Origin of the sequence: Chryseobacterium soldanellicola, from assembly GCF_900100115.1 — a bacterium.
Taxonomy (GTDB): Bacteria; Bacteroidota; Bacteroidia; order Flavobacteriales; family Weeksellaceae; genus Chryseobacterium; species Chryseobacterium soldanellicola.
On the sequence record NZ_FNKL01000001.1, the window covers coordinates 64,860 to 81,959 of the forward strand.

Annotated in this window: 16 protein-coding genes; 4 read left to right on the forward strand and 12 right to left on the reverse strand. The window is 35.9% G+C overall.

Annotation, left to right across the window (positions count from 1 at the left end):
* Position 1: 1 nt before the first annotated feature.
* From BLT04_RS00280 to BLT04_RS00320, 9 genes are all read right to left on the reverse strand, one after another.
* The gene (locus BLT04_RS00280) at positions 2 to 583 is read right to left on the reverse strand and encodes an acyltransferase (protein ID WP_089752536.1); all 582 of its coding nucleotides are present in this window, start codon (positions 581 to 583) and stop codon (positions 2 to 4) included.
* Complete coding sequence (locus tag BLT04_RS00285) at positions 561 to 1,811, reverse strand: oligosaccharide flippase family protein (protein WP_089752538.1); 1,251 nt, start codon at positions 1,809 to 1,811, stop codon at positions 561 to 563. Before BLT04_RS00285 ends, BLT04_RS00280 begins: the two co-directional genes overlap by 23 nt.
* Positions 1,811 to 2,911, reverse strand: a complete 1,101-nt coding sequence (locus tag BLT04_RS00290) for a glycoside hydrolase family protein (RefSeq protein WP_089752541.1) — start codon at positions 2,909 to 2,911, stop codon at positions 1,811 to 1,813. Before BLT04_RS00290 ends, BLT04_RS00285 begins: the two co-directional genes overlap by 1 nt.
* The gene (locus BLT04_RS00295) at positions 2,908 to 4,284 is read right to left on the reverse strand and encodes an oligosaccharide repeat unit polymerase (RefSeq protein ID WP_089752543.1); all 1,377 of its coding nucleotides are present in this window, start codon (positions 4,282 to 4,284) and stop codon (positions 2,908 to 2,910) included. Before BLT04_RS00295 ends, BLT04_RS00290 begins: the two co-directional genes overlap by 4 nt.
* 123 nt (positions 4,285 to 4,407) lie before the next feature.
* Positions 4,408 to 5,700, reverse strand: coding sequence for a nucleotide sugar dehydrogenase (locus BLT04_RS00300; RefSeq protein ID WP_089752545.1), 1,293 nt, complete (start codon positions 5,698 to 5,700; stop codon positions 4,408 to 4,410).
* A gap of 22 nt (positions 5,701 to 5,722) precedes the next feature.
* Positions 5,723 to 6,691: an SDR family oxidoreductase gene (locus tag BLT04_RS00305; protein WP_139166196.1), complete on the reverse strand. Its 969-nt coding sequence runs from the start codon at positions 6,689 to 6,691 to the stop codon at positions 5,723 to 5,725.
* 2 nt (positions 6,692 to 6,693) lie between these two features.
* On the reverse strand, positions 6,694 to 9,033 hold the full coding sequence (locus tag BLT04_RS00310; RefSeq protein WP_089752548.1) for a GumC family protein: 2,340 nt from the start codon (positions 9,031 to 9,033) through the stop codon (positions 6,694 to 6,696).
* An 8-nt stretch (positions 9,034 to 9,041) separates the two neighbouring features.
* Positions 9,042 to 9,758, reverse strand: a complete 717-nt coding sequence (locus tag BLT04_RS00315) for a polysaccharide biosynthesis/export family protein (protein ID WP_228421880.1) — start codon at positions 9,756 to 9,758, stop codon at positions 9,042 to 9,044.
* Positions 9,759 to 10,066: 308 nt separating this feature from the next.
* Positions 10,067 to 11,788 carry a polysaccharide biosynthesis protein gene (locus tag BLT04_RS00320; RefSeq protein WP_228421881.1) on the reverse strand — a complete coding sequence of 574 codons (1,722 nt, stop codon included), beginning with the start codon at positions 11,786 to 11,788 and terminating at the stop codon, positions 10,067 to 10,069.
* Here BLT04_RS00320 and BLT04_RS19005 point away from each other — a divergent pair.
* Complete coding sequence (locus BLT04_RS19005; protein ID WP_228421882.1) at positions 11,787 to 12,053, forward strand: hypothetical protein; 267 nt, start codon at positions 11,787 to 11,789, stop codon at positions 12,051 to 12,053. The genes BLT04_RS00320 and BLT04_RS19005 overlap by 2 nt on opposite strands.
* 182 nt (positions 12,054 to 12,235) lie before the next feature.
* Here the strand turns inward: BLT04_RS19005 and trxB are convergent, their stop codons facing one another.
* Both trxB and holA read right to left on the reverse strand, forming a co-directional pair.
* Positions 12,236 to 13,177: a thioredoxin-disulfide reductase gene (trxB, locus tag BLT04_RS00325; RefSeq protein ID WP_089752554.1), complete on the reverse strand. Its 942-nt coding sequence runs from the start codon at positions 13,175 to 13,177 to the stop codon at positions 12,236 to 12,238.
* Positions 13,178 to 13,340: 163 nt separating this feature from the next.
* A complete protein-coding gene (holA, locus tag BLT04_RS00330; RefSeq protein ID WP_089752556.1) occupies positions 13,341 to 14,378 on the reverse strand; it encodes a DNA polymerase III subunit delta in 1,038 nt (345 codons plus the stop codon).
* 9 nt (positions 14,379 to 14,387) lie between these two features.
* On the opposite strand from holA, the gene BLT04_RS00335 reads away from it, so the two are divergent.
* The 3 genes from BLT04_RS00335 to BLT04_RS00345 all read left to right on the forward strand — a co-directional run bounded on the left by BLT04_RS00335 (position 14,388) and on the right by BLT04_RS00345 (position 16,608).
* Positions 14,388 to 14,813, forward strand: a complete 426-nt coding sequence (locus BLT04_RS00335) for a type I restriction enzyme HsdR N-terminal domain-containing protein (RefSeq protein WP_089752558.1) — start codon at positions 14,388 to 14,390, stop codon at positions 14,811 to 14,813.
* A 74-nt stretch (positions 14,814 to 14,887) separates the two neighbouring features.
* Complete coding sequence (locus BLT04_RS00340; protein ID WP_089752560.1) at positions 14,888 to 15,499, forward strand: HAD family hydrolase; 612 nt, start codon at positions 14,888 to 14,890, stop codon at positions 15,497 to 15,499.
* Between the two features lie 365 nt (positions 15,500 to 15,864).
* Positions 15,865 to 16,608 (forward strand): dienelactone hydrolase family protein, encoded by a 744-nt coding sequence (locus BLT04_RS00345; RefSeq protein WP_089754144.1) that lies wholly within the window; start codon positions 15,865 to 15,867, stop codon positions 16,606 to 16,608.
* A 54-nt stretch (positions 16,609 to 16,662) separates the two neighbouring features.
* Here BLT04_RS00345 and BLT04_RS00350 read toward each other — a convergent pair whose 3' ends face one another.
* On the reverse strand, positions 16,663 to 17,019 hold the full coding sequence (locus tag BLT04_RS00350) for a PEGA domain-containing protein (protein WP_139166197.1): 357 nt from the start codon (positions 17,017 to 17,019) through the stop codon (positions 16,663 to 16,665).
* Positions 17,020 to 17,100 lie beyond the last annotated feature (81 nt).

Sequence of the window (17,100 nt, forward strand, 5' to 3'; positions counted from 1 at the left end):
CTTAATATTGTTTAATCACTTTAAATGCGTCTGTCCCGTAGATGCTTTTCGCGGGAACTTCGCCTTTAACCACGCTTCCTGCCATTATTACAGCGCCTTCTCTGATAATCGTTCCTGCCAGGATCATCACATTTGACCCGATCCAGACGTTGTCTTCAATGATAATCGGTCTTCCTTCATCAGCGATGCTCAACCGGTCAATCGGATTATTCATAGCCAAAATATGCCCATTGGAATCTATGATATTTGTATTGGCTGCAATCAGACAATTGTTCCCAATTTCAATTCTTTTTACGGCATGAATACAGGTACCGTGGATCCTGCAGTTTTCTCCAATAATTATCTCAGCTTGGGGTCTGTCTGCCAACAACTTACAAGGCGAGTGCATATTGATGTGATATTTCCTTTTTGAGGAATTGATCAACGTTTTTTTTCCTATTGTTATTTTGGCATCCTTATGCTTAAAAATCACAGGTATCCCTTTAAAATAGACTGTTCCTGAAAAATTAATTCCTTTTAATTTTTCATAATAGATACTTAAGAATAGGTTAACAGCCTTATTATAAATTTTGTTTATTATCATTTTTCAGCCATTTAAAAAAGAGGTTAAAACCGATCAGACATCTTACCAGGCTCAGGCTTATGGCAGACCCGAAAATGGTAAAATATTTTATCATTGGAATCGTAATAAAGAAGCCCAATAATGAAAATATTAATGTATTTTTCATTACCAATTTATCTTGTCGGTTCACAATAAAATAATTGAGCCCGAAAATATTATAAAGTGTGTAACCGAATAATCCTGCCGATAATATCAATAATATCCAAAAGGCATTATCATAGCTTACATTCAAATACCAGAAGATTAATTTATTGAAAACCAGCACCCCTAAAATCATAACACTTATCGTAATCAGCATCATTTTTTTATACCACTGGAATGCATCTTTTCTGCGATTCAAGAAAGGAAAAAATACACGGGAAAGAATTTCAATTAAGGTTACGATCAGATTTACAACCGTTAAAATAGCCTGATAAATACCTACCAATTTGGCTGTTCCTAAAATTCCCAGCACGAAAGTACTTGTATTGTTATATAAAGTCGGCACAAACTGATTGATGAAAATCGGAGAATTAACTTTAATAGATTTAACAATTGTTTTATAGGGCAGTAAAATAAATTTCAGCTTATATTTTTTCACCAATACATACTGTCCCACTAAACCGGCCCCAATATATCCGGCGCTCTGCAAAAGTGGGTAAATCCAGAAATCACTTTCTTTTTTAATGAAAATAAAAACACATAAGGTGAAAAAAAGTTTAATTCCTAAATTTAAATACGTGATATAACGCATTTTTTCAATGCCCTGAAAAAACCATTCAGGAAATAAGACGTAGCCCAATAAAAGCAAGCTTGTATAGAAATAAATTTCTTTATTTTCCCAAAAAGGCGGATAGAAAAACACCGCTATTGCAATTAACAGCCAGGAAAGTAATAAAAACAGGGTTTTAATGGTTAAAACTTTACTGTAGATAATATTCAGCTTTTTCGGGCTGTCTCTGTTGAGTGCCACATCACGGGTCGCTGTGATTCTAAAGCTAAAATCAGTGAGTGCTGTAAAATAGGCGATCAACGATGCCGAAAAAACGATAACTCCATATTTTTCAAACCCGATTACCCTTAAAATATAAGGCAGAGAGATCAATGGCAGCAACATTCCTATCAGCTGCAATGCAGATAATGAAACGAAGTTTTCCAGCAACGCTTTTTTATCTTTGGTATTAAAAATCTTCTTTATTCTGTTGATCATTATTTCAAAGTGATTGTTTCATCATTATTTTTAAACTTTTGATCATATCCATTTGCATTTTTTGAAGACGTACCACTTATTTTCTGTAGGTCAATATTCACATTTACCTGATGCGGAGCCCCTTTAAATGATCTGAATTTTGCCGTTGCGTTATTTTGTGAAGAAAAATTACTTACACTTATATTTCCGTTTAGCTGAGGAAAACCCTGACTAAGCTTGTCTCTGGTAACAGCCATTCCGAAGCCTATTTTAGAACCGCTGTCCTTAAAATTGTTAATTGCAATTGAAATCGCTTTTTGTTGTTTACCCACCATATTTCCGGGTGAAATGATGATTCCGTAGTTTCCGTTATTTTGGGTTTCTATGTTATTGAGCTTAACGTTTTTTACATCGTACGCATTGCTGTCCGGCTCGATATCAATTCCCGCCTGAGGATTGGTTCCTGATGTATTGGCAATGTAAGCGTTTTCTACAACCAGATTGGTGACACCTCCGATGGTCAATCCGTTTCTGCGGTTGTCTTTTAAAATTATATTTTTAAGCGTTATATCTGAAGAATTGATATTGTTTCTGCCACCGATGCAAATCCCGTCTCCCCACGTACTTTCGATGGAAGACCCTGTGATATTGATGTTTGTGGAGGACAATATGTAAATTCCCATTCCCCATTCTCCTTTCGTTGACAGGTGCTTGTGCTTGTCTCCGATCAGACTTGGATAATAAATATCGACATTCTGAATACCAAACAGATTAAGAATACCGTTACGGTCCTTAGCATTCGGTTTCATAATCAATTTTGAATTTTTCTGAAAAAGAATTTTCTGATTTGATTTTAATGTTAATCCGTTTTCATTAACCAAAACCGGGAAATCCGGCATGATAATCGTTGAATTTTCATTGATTCCTTTCTGAATAAATTCAGTATAATCTTTATCTCCTTTGTTCGAATATCCTTTCGGCAGATATGTCGTAAGATCTTTTGCTGTTTGAAAATATCCGCTTTTTACAGTTGAATAGCCCGAAAAACGGTCTTTAACATAATATTGACTACTTCCCAAAAAATATATCAATACAAACAATAACAATATTACATTTTTCATTTTGCTGAATTTAATTTATTAATCATCATAAAGAATGGTATAAATACAACCAGGTTGATAAACAGTGTCGCAGAAAGGGAACCAATATTAATCATCATTGAAGTTGCGCAGCCAAATGCCAGAATAACGTATAAAAAAAACAGCACCGGTGACTGTGTAGAATATGCTTTTTCTTCAAATTTAAAAGCTAAAATACTCAGGATAAATATATAGATGTAAAAGAAATATATCGAAAAATGATAAAGCCCCGCTACAGAAACCGGCACAATCTGATCTCTCGAACGTCCGGCTCCGTAAATCTGATTATTGAATTTAATGTTGGTCTTATAATTATCATTTGAAAATTTAGATAAAACAGGAATATTTTGCGTGATGTCAGAAATAAAATAATAATACTGATCAAAAACACTTACCTGATTCCTTTTATAAGAATCATAACCGATCGCATAATTGCCCACTCCGCCGAAATAAGCATTTAAATCATGCAGGCTGAAGAAACCTCCTACATCGGCTTTTTTTGTATTTCCGGAAAACTTGGCCACTGAAGCCAGCAATAAAATCAATCCAAAGAAAACAGAGGTATACGTAATCACTTTTCTCTTATAAGAAGGATAAAAGTAAATTAATAAAAGCACCAAAGGAAAAGTAGCATATACAATACTGAACCGGCTGATCCCGATAATAATCGTAGCATTGATTAACACGACAAGCACAGACAGCATAAGCTTTGTGCTTTGCTTTAGCTTAAATGAATTGATGACCGAAAAGATAAAAACAACAATATATGCCCTCATCACAGGAAACATAATGCTCACGATGGGCGAAATGGTTTCCAGATCACCAGAGACTTTAAGCTTTAAATACTTTGAAATATCCCAAACAAAGCTCAGTTTCTGCAAAAAGCTTGTGTTTGACACAATAATCAATATAAAAAGGAAAAATAATCCTGTATTAATGGTATTTAACCTTAAAAAATTTAACTTCCTTGCTTTGGCATTTATCTCTTTTGAATACATGCATATATGATATGCAATTAATATAAATACCAGCTCGATAAGCATCATCGAAACCGCATAAGGTTCATTAAGTGTCATGCTCCCGAACCTGAGCTCATCACCTGCTAAAAAAAGGCACGGAATAACAATATACCGTATCATCTGCTGCACTGTAATGATCCAGAAGATAAAATACGATTTAAGCTTTACGAAAATATCTGAAATAAATAAGGCAAAAAAGCCCAATCCTACCGGCAAAAAATAAACATCTGAATATGAAGTATTCGCCACCTTTCCATAGATCACAAAACCTATGAAAAAGAACAAAAAGCTTATCATGAATAAAGCTAATTTTGGTGACAATTTATTTACTTCCATACTCAATAGATACTTTCCTCCTAGCTAAAATATTTATTATTGTATTAATTTTACATGTGAATGAATGCTGTAAAAACCAAGAAAAAAGTAAATTTTACTTCTTTCTCAGCTTTATCTTTTTTATTATAATCTGGAATCACATTCTTCCAAAACTCCTTTTACATCATAAATTACCCCGCCTTCCTTGAGGTTATGATTAAGATCTATATTCATGAATTCGTTGTGCGCAACAGTCAGAATAATTGCATCAAACTTCTCATCCGGAATCTCATTCACGACCGTAAGACCGTATTCATGCTGTACCTCTGCAGGATCAGCCCAAGGGTCAAAAGTCGTTACCTGTAAAGCATAGTCCTCAAGCCCGTGAATTACATCTACTGCTTTTGTATTGCGTACATCCGGGCAATTTTCTTTGAATGTTATTCCGAGATTTAAAACTTTAGCATCATTAATGGTAAGCTTCTTTTTGATCATCGTTTTCACTAATTGAGAAGCCACGTACTGCCCCATCGAATCGTTCAGACGGCGTCCTGCCAATATAATTTCCGGATGATAACCGTTTTCCTGAGCTTTTTGTGCCAGATAATAAGGATCGACCCCGATACAGTGACCGCCTACCAATCCCGGTTTGAACGGTAAAAAGTTCCATTTTGTGCCTGCTGCTTTTAATACGGCGTGGGTGTCAATTTCCAGAAGATTGAAAATTTTCGCCAATTCATTAACAAAGGCAATATTGATATCTCTCTGTGAGTTCTCAATGACTTTGGCAGCTTCTGCGATCTTGATTGTCGGCGCCAGGTGAGTTCCGGCAACAATTACAGATTTATATAAAGAATCTACAATTTCTCCGATTTCGGGCGTTGAGCCGGACGTAACTTTTAAAATTTTCTCAACGGTATGCTCTTTATCTCCGGGATTAATACGCTCTGGAGAATATCCTGCAAAGAAATCTTCGTTAAATTTCATCCCCGAAACCTTTTCCAAAACGGGAATGCATTCTTCCTCAGTAGCACCGGGATATACGGTAGATTCGTAAATTACAATATCTCCTTCAGATAAGACCTTGCCCACCGTTTCCGAAGCTTTATACAAAGGCGTCAGATCAGGGCGGTTGTGCTTATCAACCGGAGTCGGAACCGTAATAATGTAAATGTTTGCATCCTTAATATCATTGATATCATGAGAGCAGTACAACCCATTTTTACCGGCTTGATTAAAAGGGTTTTCCTGTGTTAACACAGTTTCCAGCACGTCTTTTTCGACTTCCAGAGTACTGTCATTCCCTGTATTGAGTTCCTCAATCCTGTTTTGATTGATATCGAAACCTACAACCGGATACCGGGTTGCAAATAATCTCCCCAAAGGCAGACCTACGTATCCTAATCCGATAACGGCAATCTTAAATTGTTTTTCCACAAAGATTCGATTTAAAAATGTTTTATTTTAAATTTTCCCAATACCAGCTGATGGCTTCCTGTAAGCCTTTTTCTATAGTATGGGTAGGTTGATATCCTAATAACTTTTCTGCTTTTTCAACTGAAGCCAGCGAGTGCGGTATATCACCGACACGGTTCGGTCCATAAGTAGGCTCTATGCCGGCAATTTTTTCATCAAATTCGCTTAAATATTTTTTAAGGTATCCGATCAGATCATTCAATGTTGTACGATCGCCGACTGCTGTATTGTATACTGTATTGATCGCTTCGGGATTTTCCGTTAACATCGCCAGCTCATTCATCTGAATAACATTGTCAATGTAAGTGAAATCACGCGAATAATCTCCTGTTCCATTAATTTTAGGAGATTCATGATTCATAAATTGTTTTATAAATAATGGGATCACGGCTGCATAAGCTCCGTTAGGGTCCTGTCTGCGCCCAAACACGTTGAAATATCTTAAACCGATACACTGCATTCCGTATGTTTTTGAGAATACATCAGCGTATAATTCATTGACAAATTTGGTGATTGCATATGGTGACAATGGTTTTCCGATAACGTCCTCCACTTTAGGTAATGAGGCAGAATCCCCATAGGTTGATGAAGAAGCAGCATATACAAAACGTTTTACATTGGCATCACGCGCTGCGATAAGCATATTTAAAAACCCTGAAACATTAACATCATTGCTTGTTATAGGATTTTTAATAGACCTCGGAACAGATCCCAAAGCTGCCTGATGCAATACATAATCTACATTTTCCACTGCTTTTTGACAGGCTTCCAAATCTCGTATATCTCCTTCAATTAACTTATAATTCGGGTTTTGAAGAAAAGGCTCGACATTATGACGGTGACCTGTTTCAAAATTATCCAAACAAATGACGTAATGGCCTTTATTCAGAAAATATTCCGTTAAGTTGGAACCTATAAATCCTGCTCCGCCTGTAATTAAAATTTTATGCATTTCTATGATTTAAACATTTTCTTCCACCAATTTTTCTTATCCTTTGTCTGACTGTAGCCATAACCATAGCTGTAGTTGTAGCCGTAGCCTCCTGCGCGTTTTGAAACATCATTAATCACAAAAGAGACGTTGGTTAACTTAGAATCTTTCACAAGATCGTTTGCAAAATCGATCAATATGTTTCTGGATTCCCCGGATCTTACCACATATAATGTTGCGTCGGCAGTATCAGCGATACTCAGCGTATCCGAAACCAGCATAAGCGGTGCAGAGTCAATAATAATATAAGAATACTGAGAAGACATCTGCTCGATAAGCTTCTGATACCTTCCGTTAGAAAGAAGTTCCTGAGGATTTGGAGGAATTGTTCCTGCATAAATCACGTCGCATGAAGGATTGGTCGTTGATGTATGGATAAGCTCCTCTACCACTACCGAATCATCATATAAATATTCTGTAAGACCTTTTCTTTTTGTCGGTTCGCTGTCGTACCTCTGGATTTGAGGATTACGAATATCAGAACCGATCAGAAGAGCTCTTCCGTTTTTGTTGGCTAAAGTAAGGGCAAGGTTCACAGAGACAAGGGTTTTTCCTTCTCCTTTTACCGAAGAGGTCACTATAATTACTTTGGCAGAATCTTTTACCGGCAAAACAAATTTAAGGTTGGAAACAAGTACCCTGAATGCTTCCGCCAATTCCGAAAAGTCGTTTTTCTGTACCAGATGGCTTTCGCTGTCTTTAAGGGATGGTATATCTACTAAGATACCCAATGCGGAACGCTCTTTGATATCATCTCGAGAATAAATTTTGTCATCTAACCCAAATAAGATATAGAAAATAGCAAAAGGAATTAATAAACCCAGGAAAAAGGCTCCCGGAAGGATAATACCTCTTTTAGGCGATACCGGAGTGTCTTCTGTAAAGGCAGGATTTACAATTTTGGCTTTCGGTACATCGACAGAAAGATTGATTGCATTTTCTTCCCTTTTTTGCAGTAAAAATAGAAATAACTGCTCTTTAAGGTTTTGCTGACGCTCGATTCCTCTGTAGATCTTAGACTGTCCCGGAACTTTTTCTATAACACTATTGCTGGTTGTGATTTGATTTTGAAGCTGTGAAATACCCGCCTGAACGCTTTCTTTCTGCTCACTGATATTGTCACGGATGATATCTTTTAATGAAGCAATTTCTCTGTTCATTTCAATGACCGCAGGGTTTTCATTGGTTGCCTGCTTCATTGTTTTATTTCTTGTAATCAAAAGCTGGTTATATTGGGCAATTGATTGTTCCAGCGAAGGATTCAGTCCTAAATTTGAAGGCATAAGCTGGTTGTTGCTTTTTGAAGCTTCTGCCGTAAGAGAATTCAGGAGGTCAAGCTGCGTTTGCTGCAGAAGAAGAGCTTTTGTATTTTCACTTGTATTTTGAAGGGCTAATTCTGCCTGCGCCTGAAGATCAACAATACGGTTTCGGTTCTGGAAATCCTCTTTTTTATTTTCTACCCCGGAAAGGTCGCTGGTAATCACTTCCAGTCTTTTATCGATAAACTTTTGGGTATTCTCCGCCTGAAGGTTTTTATCTCTCTGGCCGTCAATATTATACTGTTTTGTAACTTCATTTAAAATGGCTTCAGATTTTTCAGGAAGAGATCCTACAAGGCTGATATCCATTAACATCGCCTTTTCATCCGGTAAATTTACCTGAATTGCTTTTTCAAGCTTTTTTACTTTTTCAATCGGATTCCAGAAAATGATTTTATATTCAGGCTTAAAAGCAAGAGAAGGATTTCTTTGTACGATTACGGTTCCAAAATCCAATTGTAAAGGAATATTGAATTTTCCCGTAAAGCTTCCTTTTTTCTCACTTTTAAGAGTAAACTCATCACCTTTTACACTTGTTACAGTGTAGGGAGAGGATACAAACTTTTTATTTTTATTGTAAGTAATGATCTTTGCCGTTATAGGGGCGTTGGCAAATAGCTGCGAATCTTTAATTTCTCCCGAATTGTAATATTCTACATTCAAGTTAAGATTTTTTACAACCTGCATCAATATGGGCCTCGAATTGACAACGGCGGCCTCACTTTTCAGCTCATCAGCATTCCCCAATCCTATTCCGAGGTTATCAAGATCTGCAAGAGCTGAGGAAAGATCATTTTGCTTTTTATCAAATTTAAGCGTTGTTTTCGACTGATACTGTGGAACGCTGTACCTTAAATAAATGTAAGCACCCGTCACAAATAACAAAACAGAGGCAATAAACCACGGCCATTTGTAGAGGTATTGAGAAACAGTTTTCCTAATGTTTAATTTTTCTTCCTTTGCCTGAAATTCTGTCTGCTGCATATTTCTTATTATCTTGTTAAAGCAACAATAAGCGTCCCCGCCGTTAATAATGCGCCAATAATCTGGAATGTAAGCGCTCTGTTAGGGTTTGTATTGGCCTGAACCTGTTTATTTTTATCCGGCTGCACATACAATATATCGTTCTGCTTCATGTAATAATAAGGCGAGCTTACAATATCGGACCTTGTAAGGTCAATATTCACGATCTGATCAACGCCGTCATCTCCTGTACGGATGAGCTTTACATTGGTACGGTCACCAAAATCCGTCATATCCCCCGCAAGACCCAATGCCTGAAAAACATTGATTTTTTGGGAAACACTTTCCTTCTGTCCCGGATCTTTTACCTCACCTAAGATGCTTACATTGAAATTTTTCAGCGTAATGGTCACCATAGGATCTGCAAGGTATCTTTTCAGACGGGTTTCCAGGTCTTGTTTTAGCTGTACCTGAGTCATTCCTTTGGCATAAACATTTCCAATAACCGGAAAATATATATAGCCTTCCTCATTGACCAAATACTCACTTGGCTGTACATATTGATTTATACCGGTCCCGGAATCGCTTCCTACTTTATTTACCGTATTAAGATTGAAAGGCTTTACCGCAATTTCGTCCAATGCGGAAACTAGAATAAGAAGAACATCCCCTTCCTGAATATGCAGGCCCTGGAATTTCGCTTTGGTAACTTCTTCTGTCATATCATGCTTTGATACATATACCATATTCTGTTTGGGCTTACATGATAATAAAGTAACCGATAAAAGGATTAGGTATGTAATAATAGTTTTGTTCATATGTATATAACCTTCTGGAGTATTACTCAATTTTTTATAATTATTTTATGAAAAAATAAATCAATTGAGTATAATTTTCTTTAATATTAGAAATTCACTTAAGTGTGAAACGTGTATTAATACAATATATTATTTTAAGATCAATTCTTTTTGTAGCAATTTTCGTTCCTATTTTATGTAAAACACTAAAAATATTTATTTATTTTTAATCAATTAACAGCATAATTTCAACTATGTTATTGATATACTTCATGTTCCGGTGTTTTATCTAGAACTTCAAATTCTGAGTTATTACTTATAAATTCCGGCACAATTGTTTTTAAAATCTTAACAACTTGTAGCCTGTCTTTTTTAATTGCAGACCGGATAATCTGTTTACATAAGATTTCTATATCTTCAAATTCCATTAAAGGATCTCTTGATATCATAATTTTCTCATGATGTGTAGGAATTGTAGTAGAATTATCCGTTAAAAGTTCTTCATACAGTTTTTCGCCAGGTCTTAAGCCTATAAAATCTATTTTAATATCAACATCCGGGGTAAATCCTGATAATTTGATCATTCTTTTGGCCAGATCAAGAATTTTGATCGGTCTGCCCATATCGAAAACGTAAATTTCACCTCCCTGCCCCATGGTTCCGGCCTGAAGCACCAACTCACAAGCCTCCGGAATTGTCATAAAATAACGGATAATATCGGGATGAGTAATGGTTACCGGGCCGCCTTTTGCAATCTGTTTCCTGAAATGCGGAATCACAGAACCGTTGGAACCCAACACATTACCAAAACGTGTTGTTATGAATTTCGTATTATTATCGTAAGAATTTTGCAAAGACTGCACAAAAAGCTCGGCCGCCCTTTTTGACGCTCCCATAACATTGGTCGGGTTCACAGCTTTGTCTGTGGATACCATGACAAATCGGTTGACATTATATTTCTTGGATAATAATGCTAAATTCCGGGTTCCGGCAATATTGACAAAAATGGCTTCATGCGGATTGTCTTCTATTAAAGGCACATGCTTGTATGCCGCTGCATGATAAACTATTGAAAACCGGTAATCTTCAAATAATTTTTCAAGCCTGTAGCGATTGGAAATATCTGCCAGCACAAATTTAAAACTCTGATTCGGAAACCTTTCAAGCAGCTCAAGCTCAAGCTCATACAAAGGAGATTCCGCCTGATCGACAACTACTATAACAGACGGATCAAGCTGAGAAACCTGCCTTACAATTTCGCTTCCTATAGAACCTGCGCCCCCGGTTACCAGAACGCTTTTATTAAAATGACGCCTTCTGACATCTTCGCTTTCTATTTTAATAGGGGTACGGTTTAATAAATCTTCAATCTGAAGCGGGCGAATCCCTCCAATAATACCGCCTTCATTCATTTTATTGATAACCGGCGCCTTTAATATTTTTAGCCCTTTTTCTAATGCAAAGGCCGTCCATTCTTCCATTACGGGATTTGATGTCATTTCTTTAATTAAAATTGCATCAAACTGTTTGGCAAGATTACTATCTGTAAGAAATTCTCTTTTATGATAAATTTTGTGCCCGAGAAGCATAGCTTTTTTGAAATCTGCCCTTGCGCTGAGAAATCCGGATAAATGATAAGGATGAGTGGGATTGTGAATAATCGCATTCGCTAAAGAAACAGATTCATCATCGATTCCTACTACAGCAATTCTTATTTTGGATGAAGAATTCTTAGAGCTCATAAATATGCTGAAAAACCTTTTGGTGAGCATTCTGAAAAAGAACATCAGAAAAACGGAAATGAAAAAAAATAAGAACAAACCAAGATACACATAGACCGTTTTACCTAATTTCTGTTCTGATACAAAATTGAGCACCAGCAATACAAAAAGTGTACTTCCGGATGACCAGACAATTTTAAAAAAATCAGAAAAAGTGGAATGTCTTATAATTCCTGCATATGTTTTAAACAGGAACATGAATAAAATATTAACACCAATAATTGCAGCTATTTTTTCTGGACCGTATTCGGTAAAATTAATTTTTACATTTAGATTTATTAAGGAAAAATGTGAAATTACTACAGAAAAAGATACAATTGAAACATCTATAAAAAAAACTAACCATCTGGGTATATACCTTAACTCCTTGATTTTAAAAACATTTCCCATACTACAAATTAACCTAAAAATATTATTTTTATTTAATTCATCATTTGGTGGCTTTTTTAATAAGCAAATATAACTAATTATTATTAATATTTTTCACTAGACATGTTAATTTTAATTAAAAATGTAAACTTCAAAATGGGAAATATTCTTACATTTTATTACCACAAATACTATTTTTGCTTTAGCAATTGCTTCAATTAAAAAACGCATCCTCAAAGAATGCGTTTAAATATGTAAATTAAAATTATTTAATTATTAGTTCAATTCTGCAAGATACTTTTCAGCATCCATTGCGGCCATACAACCGCTTCCTGCAGCCGTAATTGCCTGTCTGTAAATATGATCCTGAACATCTCCAGCCGCAAAAACTCCCGGAAGATTCGTTCTTGTAGAACCTTTTTCAGTTTCAATATATCCGTTTTCGTCAAGATTGATTTGTCCAACAAAAATATCTGTATTCGGCTTGTGACCGATTGCGATAAAGATCCCGTGCACGTCTACCGTTGATTTTTCCTGAGTCTGATTGTTGATGACAACTGCTCTTTCCACCAAATGATTTTCACCTTCAATTCCTATCAATTCATGATGGAATTTAACTTCAATATTCGGTGTATTTTCAACCCTGTGGATCATTGCTTTAGAAGCTCTGAACTCCCCTTTTCTCACCAACATCGTTACTTTATTCACCAGTTTTGCAAGATAAGTTGCTTCTTCTGCCGCTGTATCACCGGCTCCTACAACCACAACATCTTTTCCTCTGTAGAAAAATCCGTCGCAGGTTGCGCACGCAGAAACTCCGCCGCCGTTGTATTTTTTTTCGTCATCAAGACCTAAATATTTTGCAGTGGCTCCAGTAGAAATAATGACAGTTTTGGCTAAAATTTCTTTATTTCCTGCATATAATTTGTGGATGCCGCCTACTTCTTTAGACAATTCTACCTTAGTGATCATTTCGTAATGCACTTTGGTGTCGAATCTTTCAGCTTGTTTTTGCAAATCCATCATCATTTCAGGACCTGTAATTCCTGCCGGATACCCTGGGAAGTTATCAACCTCAGTAGTTGTAGTCAATTGTCCGCCCGGCTCCAAACCTGTGTATAATTCAGGTTTTAAGTCTGCTCTTGCTGCATAAATTGCCGCTGTGAAACCAGAAGGCCCAGATCCAACGATCACACAATCTAAAATGTTTTGCTCCATAATTTGCTTTTCAAAAGATTTAAAAATTTCCGAGTGCTAATTTCGTAATTTTTAATATGTAATTAAAGTTATTTTAATGATACTTGTCAATATCTAAGATGTCGGTTTTCGATTAAGAGTGTTAATAAGTCAATAGTCAATTTTTACTTTTACCATTCACCTCTTAAACTTTCATCTTAATCTTATCTACATTAATAATCTTGTAAACCAGCTCCTTAATCAGTTCAGCTTCACTCATATTCACGGCGCCCAAGCCTTTTCCTTTCATATCAAATTCCCTCAAAATTGAAATCACCCGTGTGGCATGCTTTAAAGGATATAATCGTGCGCTTTCCGCGTAATCTTTTATAAAATAAGGATTTACACCCATTTGAGACGCAATTACCTGCGGTGGCTGCCCGATCATCGTATTATAGATGATCACATTGGAAAAATAATTGTACAAACTCGCCAGCATCATCACAAAAGGATTGTTTTTAGGATTTTTACCCATAAAATGAGCAATTTTAAATGCCGCATTGGCATTTTTTGTTCCTAAAGCCTTCTGCAATTCAAAAACATTGTATTCCTTGCTGATTCCGATGTGGTTTTCGACGATGGTTCCGTCTAAAATTTCTCCCTGTTTAAGGATGATTTTTAATTTATTCAGTTCATTTGCGATTCTGGAAAGGTCATTTCCAAGATATTCTGCCAATAAATGAGAAATATTCGGGGCTGTTTTAATATTTAATTTAATGCATTCATCGGCGATCCATTTCGGAAGCGTATTTTCTTTGATCGATTCACTTAAAAATAATGCATTGGATTTATCTAAAGATTTCGTAACCTTTTTTCGGCTGTCTAACTTCTTGTGTTTGTGGGCAAAAACCAAAACCGTCGACGGAACAGGATTTTGAACATACATTTCTAAAGCGTTGCTTTCACTTTCGGTTAATTTCAAATCCTGCGCTTCTTTTACGATAATTACCTGCTTGTCGCCCATCATCGGAAACTGTCGCGCCAAAGAAAGAATTTCCTGATAAGTTGTATCTTTTCCGTAGACAACCGTTTGATTGAAAGCCTTTTCGTCTTCATCTAAAAAGTCGTGCTCAAGGGCTTTTACGGCAAGATCAATAAAGTAAGCTTCATCTCCGTGGAAAAAATAAATCGGTAAAACTTCTTTATTTTTAATATTTTTGAGGATTAAATCTAATTCTTTCATCTTATATTAATGGAACTTCCAAAACTCAATTTTCAGGAAACTTTTGATTTTAAATTCAAGAAGGACAAAGATAAGTTTTTTATTTATGATTTGGTTCGTAAAAGTTACCTTTTGCTCACTCCCGAAGAATGGGTACGACAGCACTGGATCCACTATTATCTCACCGTAAAATCCTATTCTCCATCGGCTTTAATTACCGAAAAGAAGATCGTTCTGAACGGTTTAACAAAGCGAATTGACCTTTTGATCACAGAAAAAGCACAACCCGTAATTTTGGTTGAATGTAAGGCTCCGCATATTAAATTAACCGAAAAAACGTTTGAACAAACGGCAAGATATAATTCCATTATCGGAGCAAAAGAAATTGTTTTGACAAATGGTTTACAGCATATCAATGCATTTTATGAAAATGAACAGTATCAATTTTATAAATAAATAAGATTGAGGTTGAGACTAAGATTAAAACTTTGCGTCAACCTTAACTTTAACCTTAACCTTAACCTAAAAGTATGAAAATTAAAAACATCGTATTCGATTTCGGAGGCGTTTTAGTGGATTGGAATCCAAGATATTATTTCAAAGAATACTTCAATGATGATGAAAAAATGGAATATTTCCTCACTGAAATCGCACAAACCGAATGGAATGAAGAACAGGACAGAGGAAGATTATTATCAGAAGGAACTGAAATTCAGGTTAAAAAATTCCCTGATTGGGAAAAAGAAATCAGAGCCTATTATGACAACTGGACAACCATGTTGAGAAGCGACATTCCGCATAATGTAGAAGTTTTAAAAAAGCTCGGAAAAACTGATTATCAGCTATTTGGATTAACCAACTGGTCAGAGGAAACTTTTCCTTACGCCTTGGAAAATTATGATTTCTTCAAATTATTTGACGGAAAAATTGTTGTTTCAGGAACAGAAAAATTAATCAAACCCGACCCGAAAATCTGGCATATTTTATTAGACCGATATAAAATTCACGCCAATGAAACGGTTTTTATTGATGATAATCCGAAAAATATTGAAATGGCAAAATCATTGGGTTTCGAAACTGTGCATGTAACTCCTGAGACAGATTTGGAACAGGAATTAATTGATTTAGGTATAAAATTCTAAAAAACAGAAACTTTATAATATTCTATTAATCCTCATTGTAAGTTATTTTTATTAATTTAGATGAGGATTTTTTGTTTTCCATGAACAACCACTCTGTTTGTCATCCTGAAAGGATCTAGACTCAGTTTTCAAATAATGCTGTTGAGATCCTTTCAGGATGACAAACAGAGTGTTGAATTGATTGAGAGCCTTGTCAAGGTTTTGGACGTTGAAGAAACAACAACTACCTAACCCCGATCGACTCTATATTTTATATTTATAGAATCGTCGAAACTCGTTCCTCGTTTTGCAGTGGAAATCCTTTTTTGAAAAAAAAGATTGTAACGGAAAGCGGGATTAAGCTCCTAAAAAATAAATTACAAAATATGATACGATCAACCTTATTAACAGCATTTCTTATGACTTCAGGAACAATTTTCAGTCAAAATCTCAAACCGGTTTCTTATCAGGACGGTTCACAAAAACTGAACGGTTTGGTGACTTCCAATGCAGGAAAAAAGCTTCCGGGAGTCTTGGTTCTTCCAGCCTGGAAAGGAATCGATGATGAAGCAAAAAATGCCGCCGCAGAACTTGAAAAACAAGGCTATATAGCTTTTGTTGCCGATATTTATGGTGAAGGAAACATTCCGGCGGATGGTGATGCTGCTGCAAAAACTTCAGGCTATTACAAAAAGAATTTTGAGGCTTATCAGAAAAGAATTTCGTTGGCTTTAGAACAACTGAAGAAAAGCGGTGCCACTTCAGATAAAATTGCCGTGATCGGATATTGCTTTGGAGGAACCGGAGCTTTGGAGTCTGCAAGAGGAAGTCTGCCTGTTGCAGGCGTTGTTTCTATTCATGGAAGTATCGGGAAAGATCAAACCAGAAAAAACGGACCGATTTCGACTAAAATTTTAATTGAAAATCCGGCAGACGACAAAGGTGTAACCCCGGAAGACTATAATAATCTGATCAAAGAAATGAATGAAGGAAATGCGGATTGGCAGATTATTACGTATGCCCACTCAAAACATACTTTTACCGATCCGAAATCACCGGACTACAATGCAGTAATGGCAAAAAGAGCCTGGAATCACACGCTGATGTTTTTAAAGGAGATTTTGAAGTAATTGTAAACTTGAAAAGATGCTTCGTGAACGAATGTTACGAAGCATCTTTTTTTATTATTTAGCTTCTAACTCAACTGTATATGCTTTTGGAGAATATTTGATTAAAGAGCCTGTTGCAGTATCAACCCCAAGGCCGATAACTCCACCAAGAAGTATATTCAATAATGTTACCGGGTTAAAAGTTTTTGTTAGTTTAACCTCTTTGTTGTTAAAACCTTCTTTTTCAAAGGTAGCCATTTGCTTACCTAATCCTCTCGAAATTTCGGTAGTACAAGGCGTAGTACATTTTTCGATTCCTTTGTGGAATACTTTGGCACCTTCAGGAGTTGAGCTAAAAGATATTTTATCTTTAGTTCCTGTAAAAATCGTTGCGCATGAAGTTGTGGAAAGTACAGTAACTGATACTGACACGATTAACAATGTTTTTTTCATCTTTTTGTATTTATAATTTAAAGGCGCGAAAATACAAATATTTTTTACAAAATAATCAAA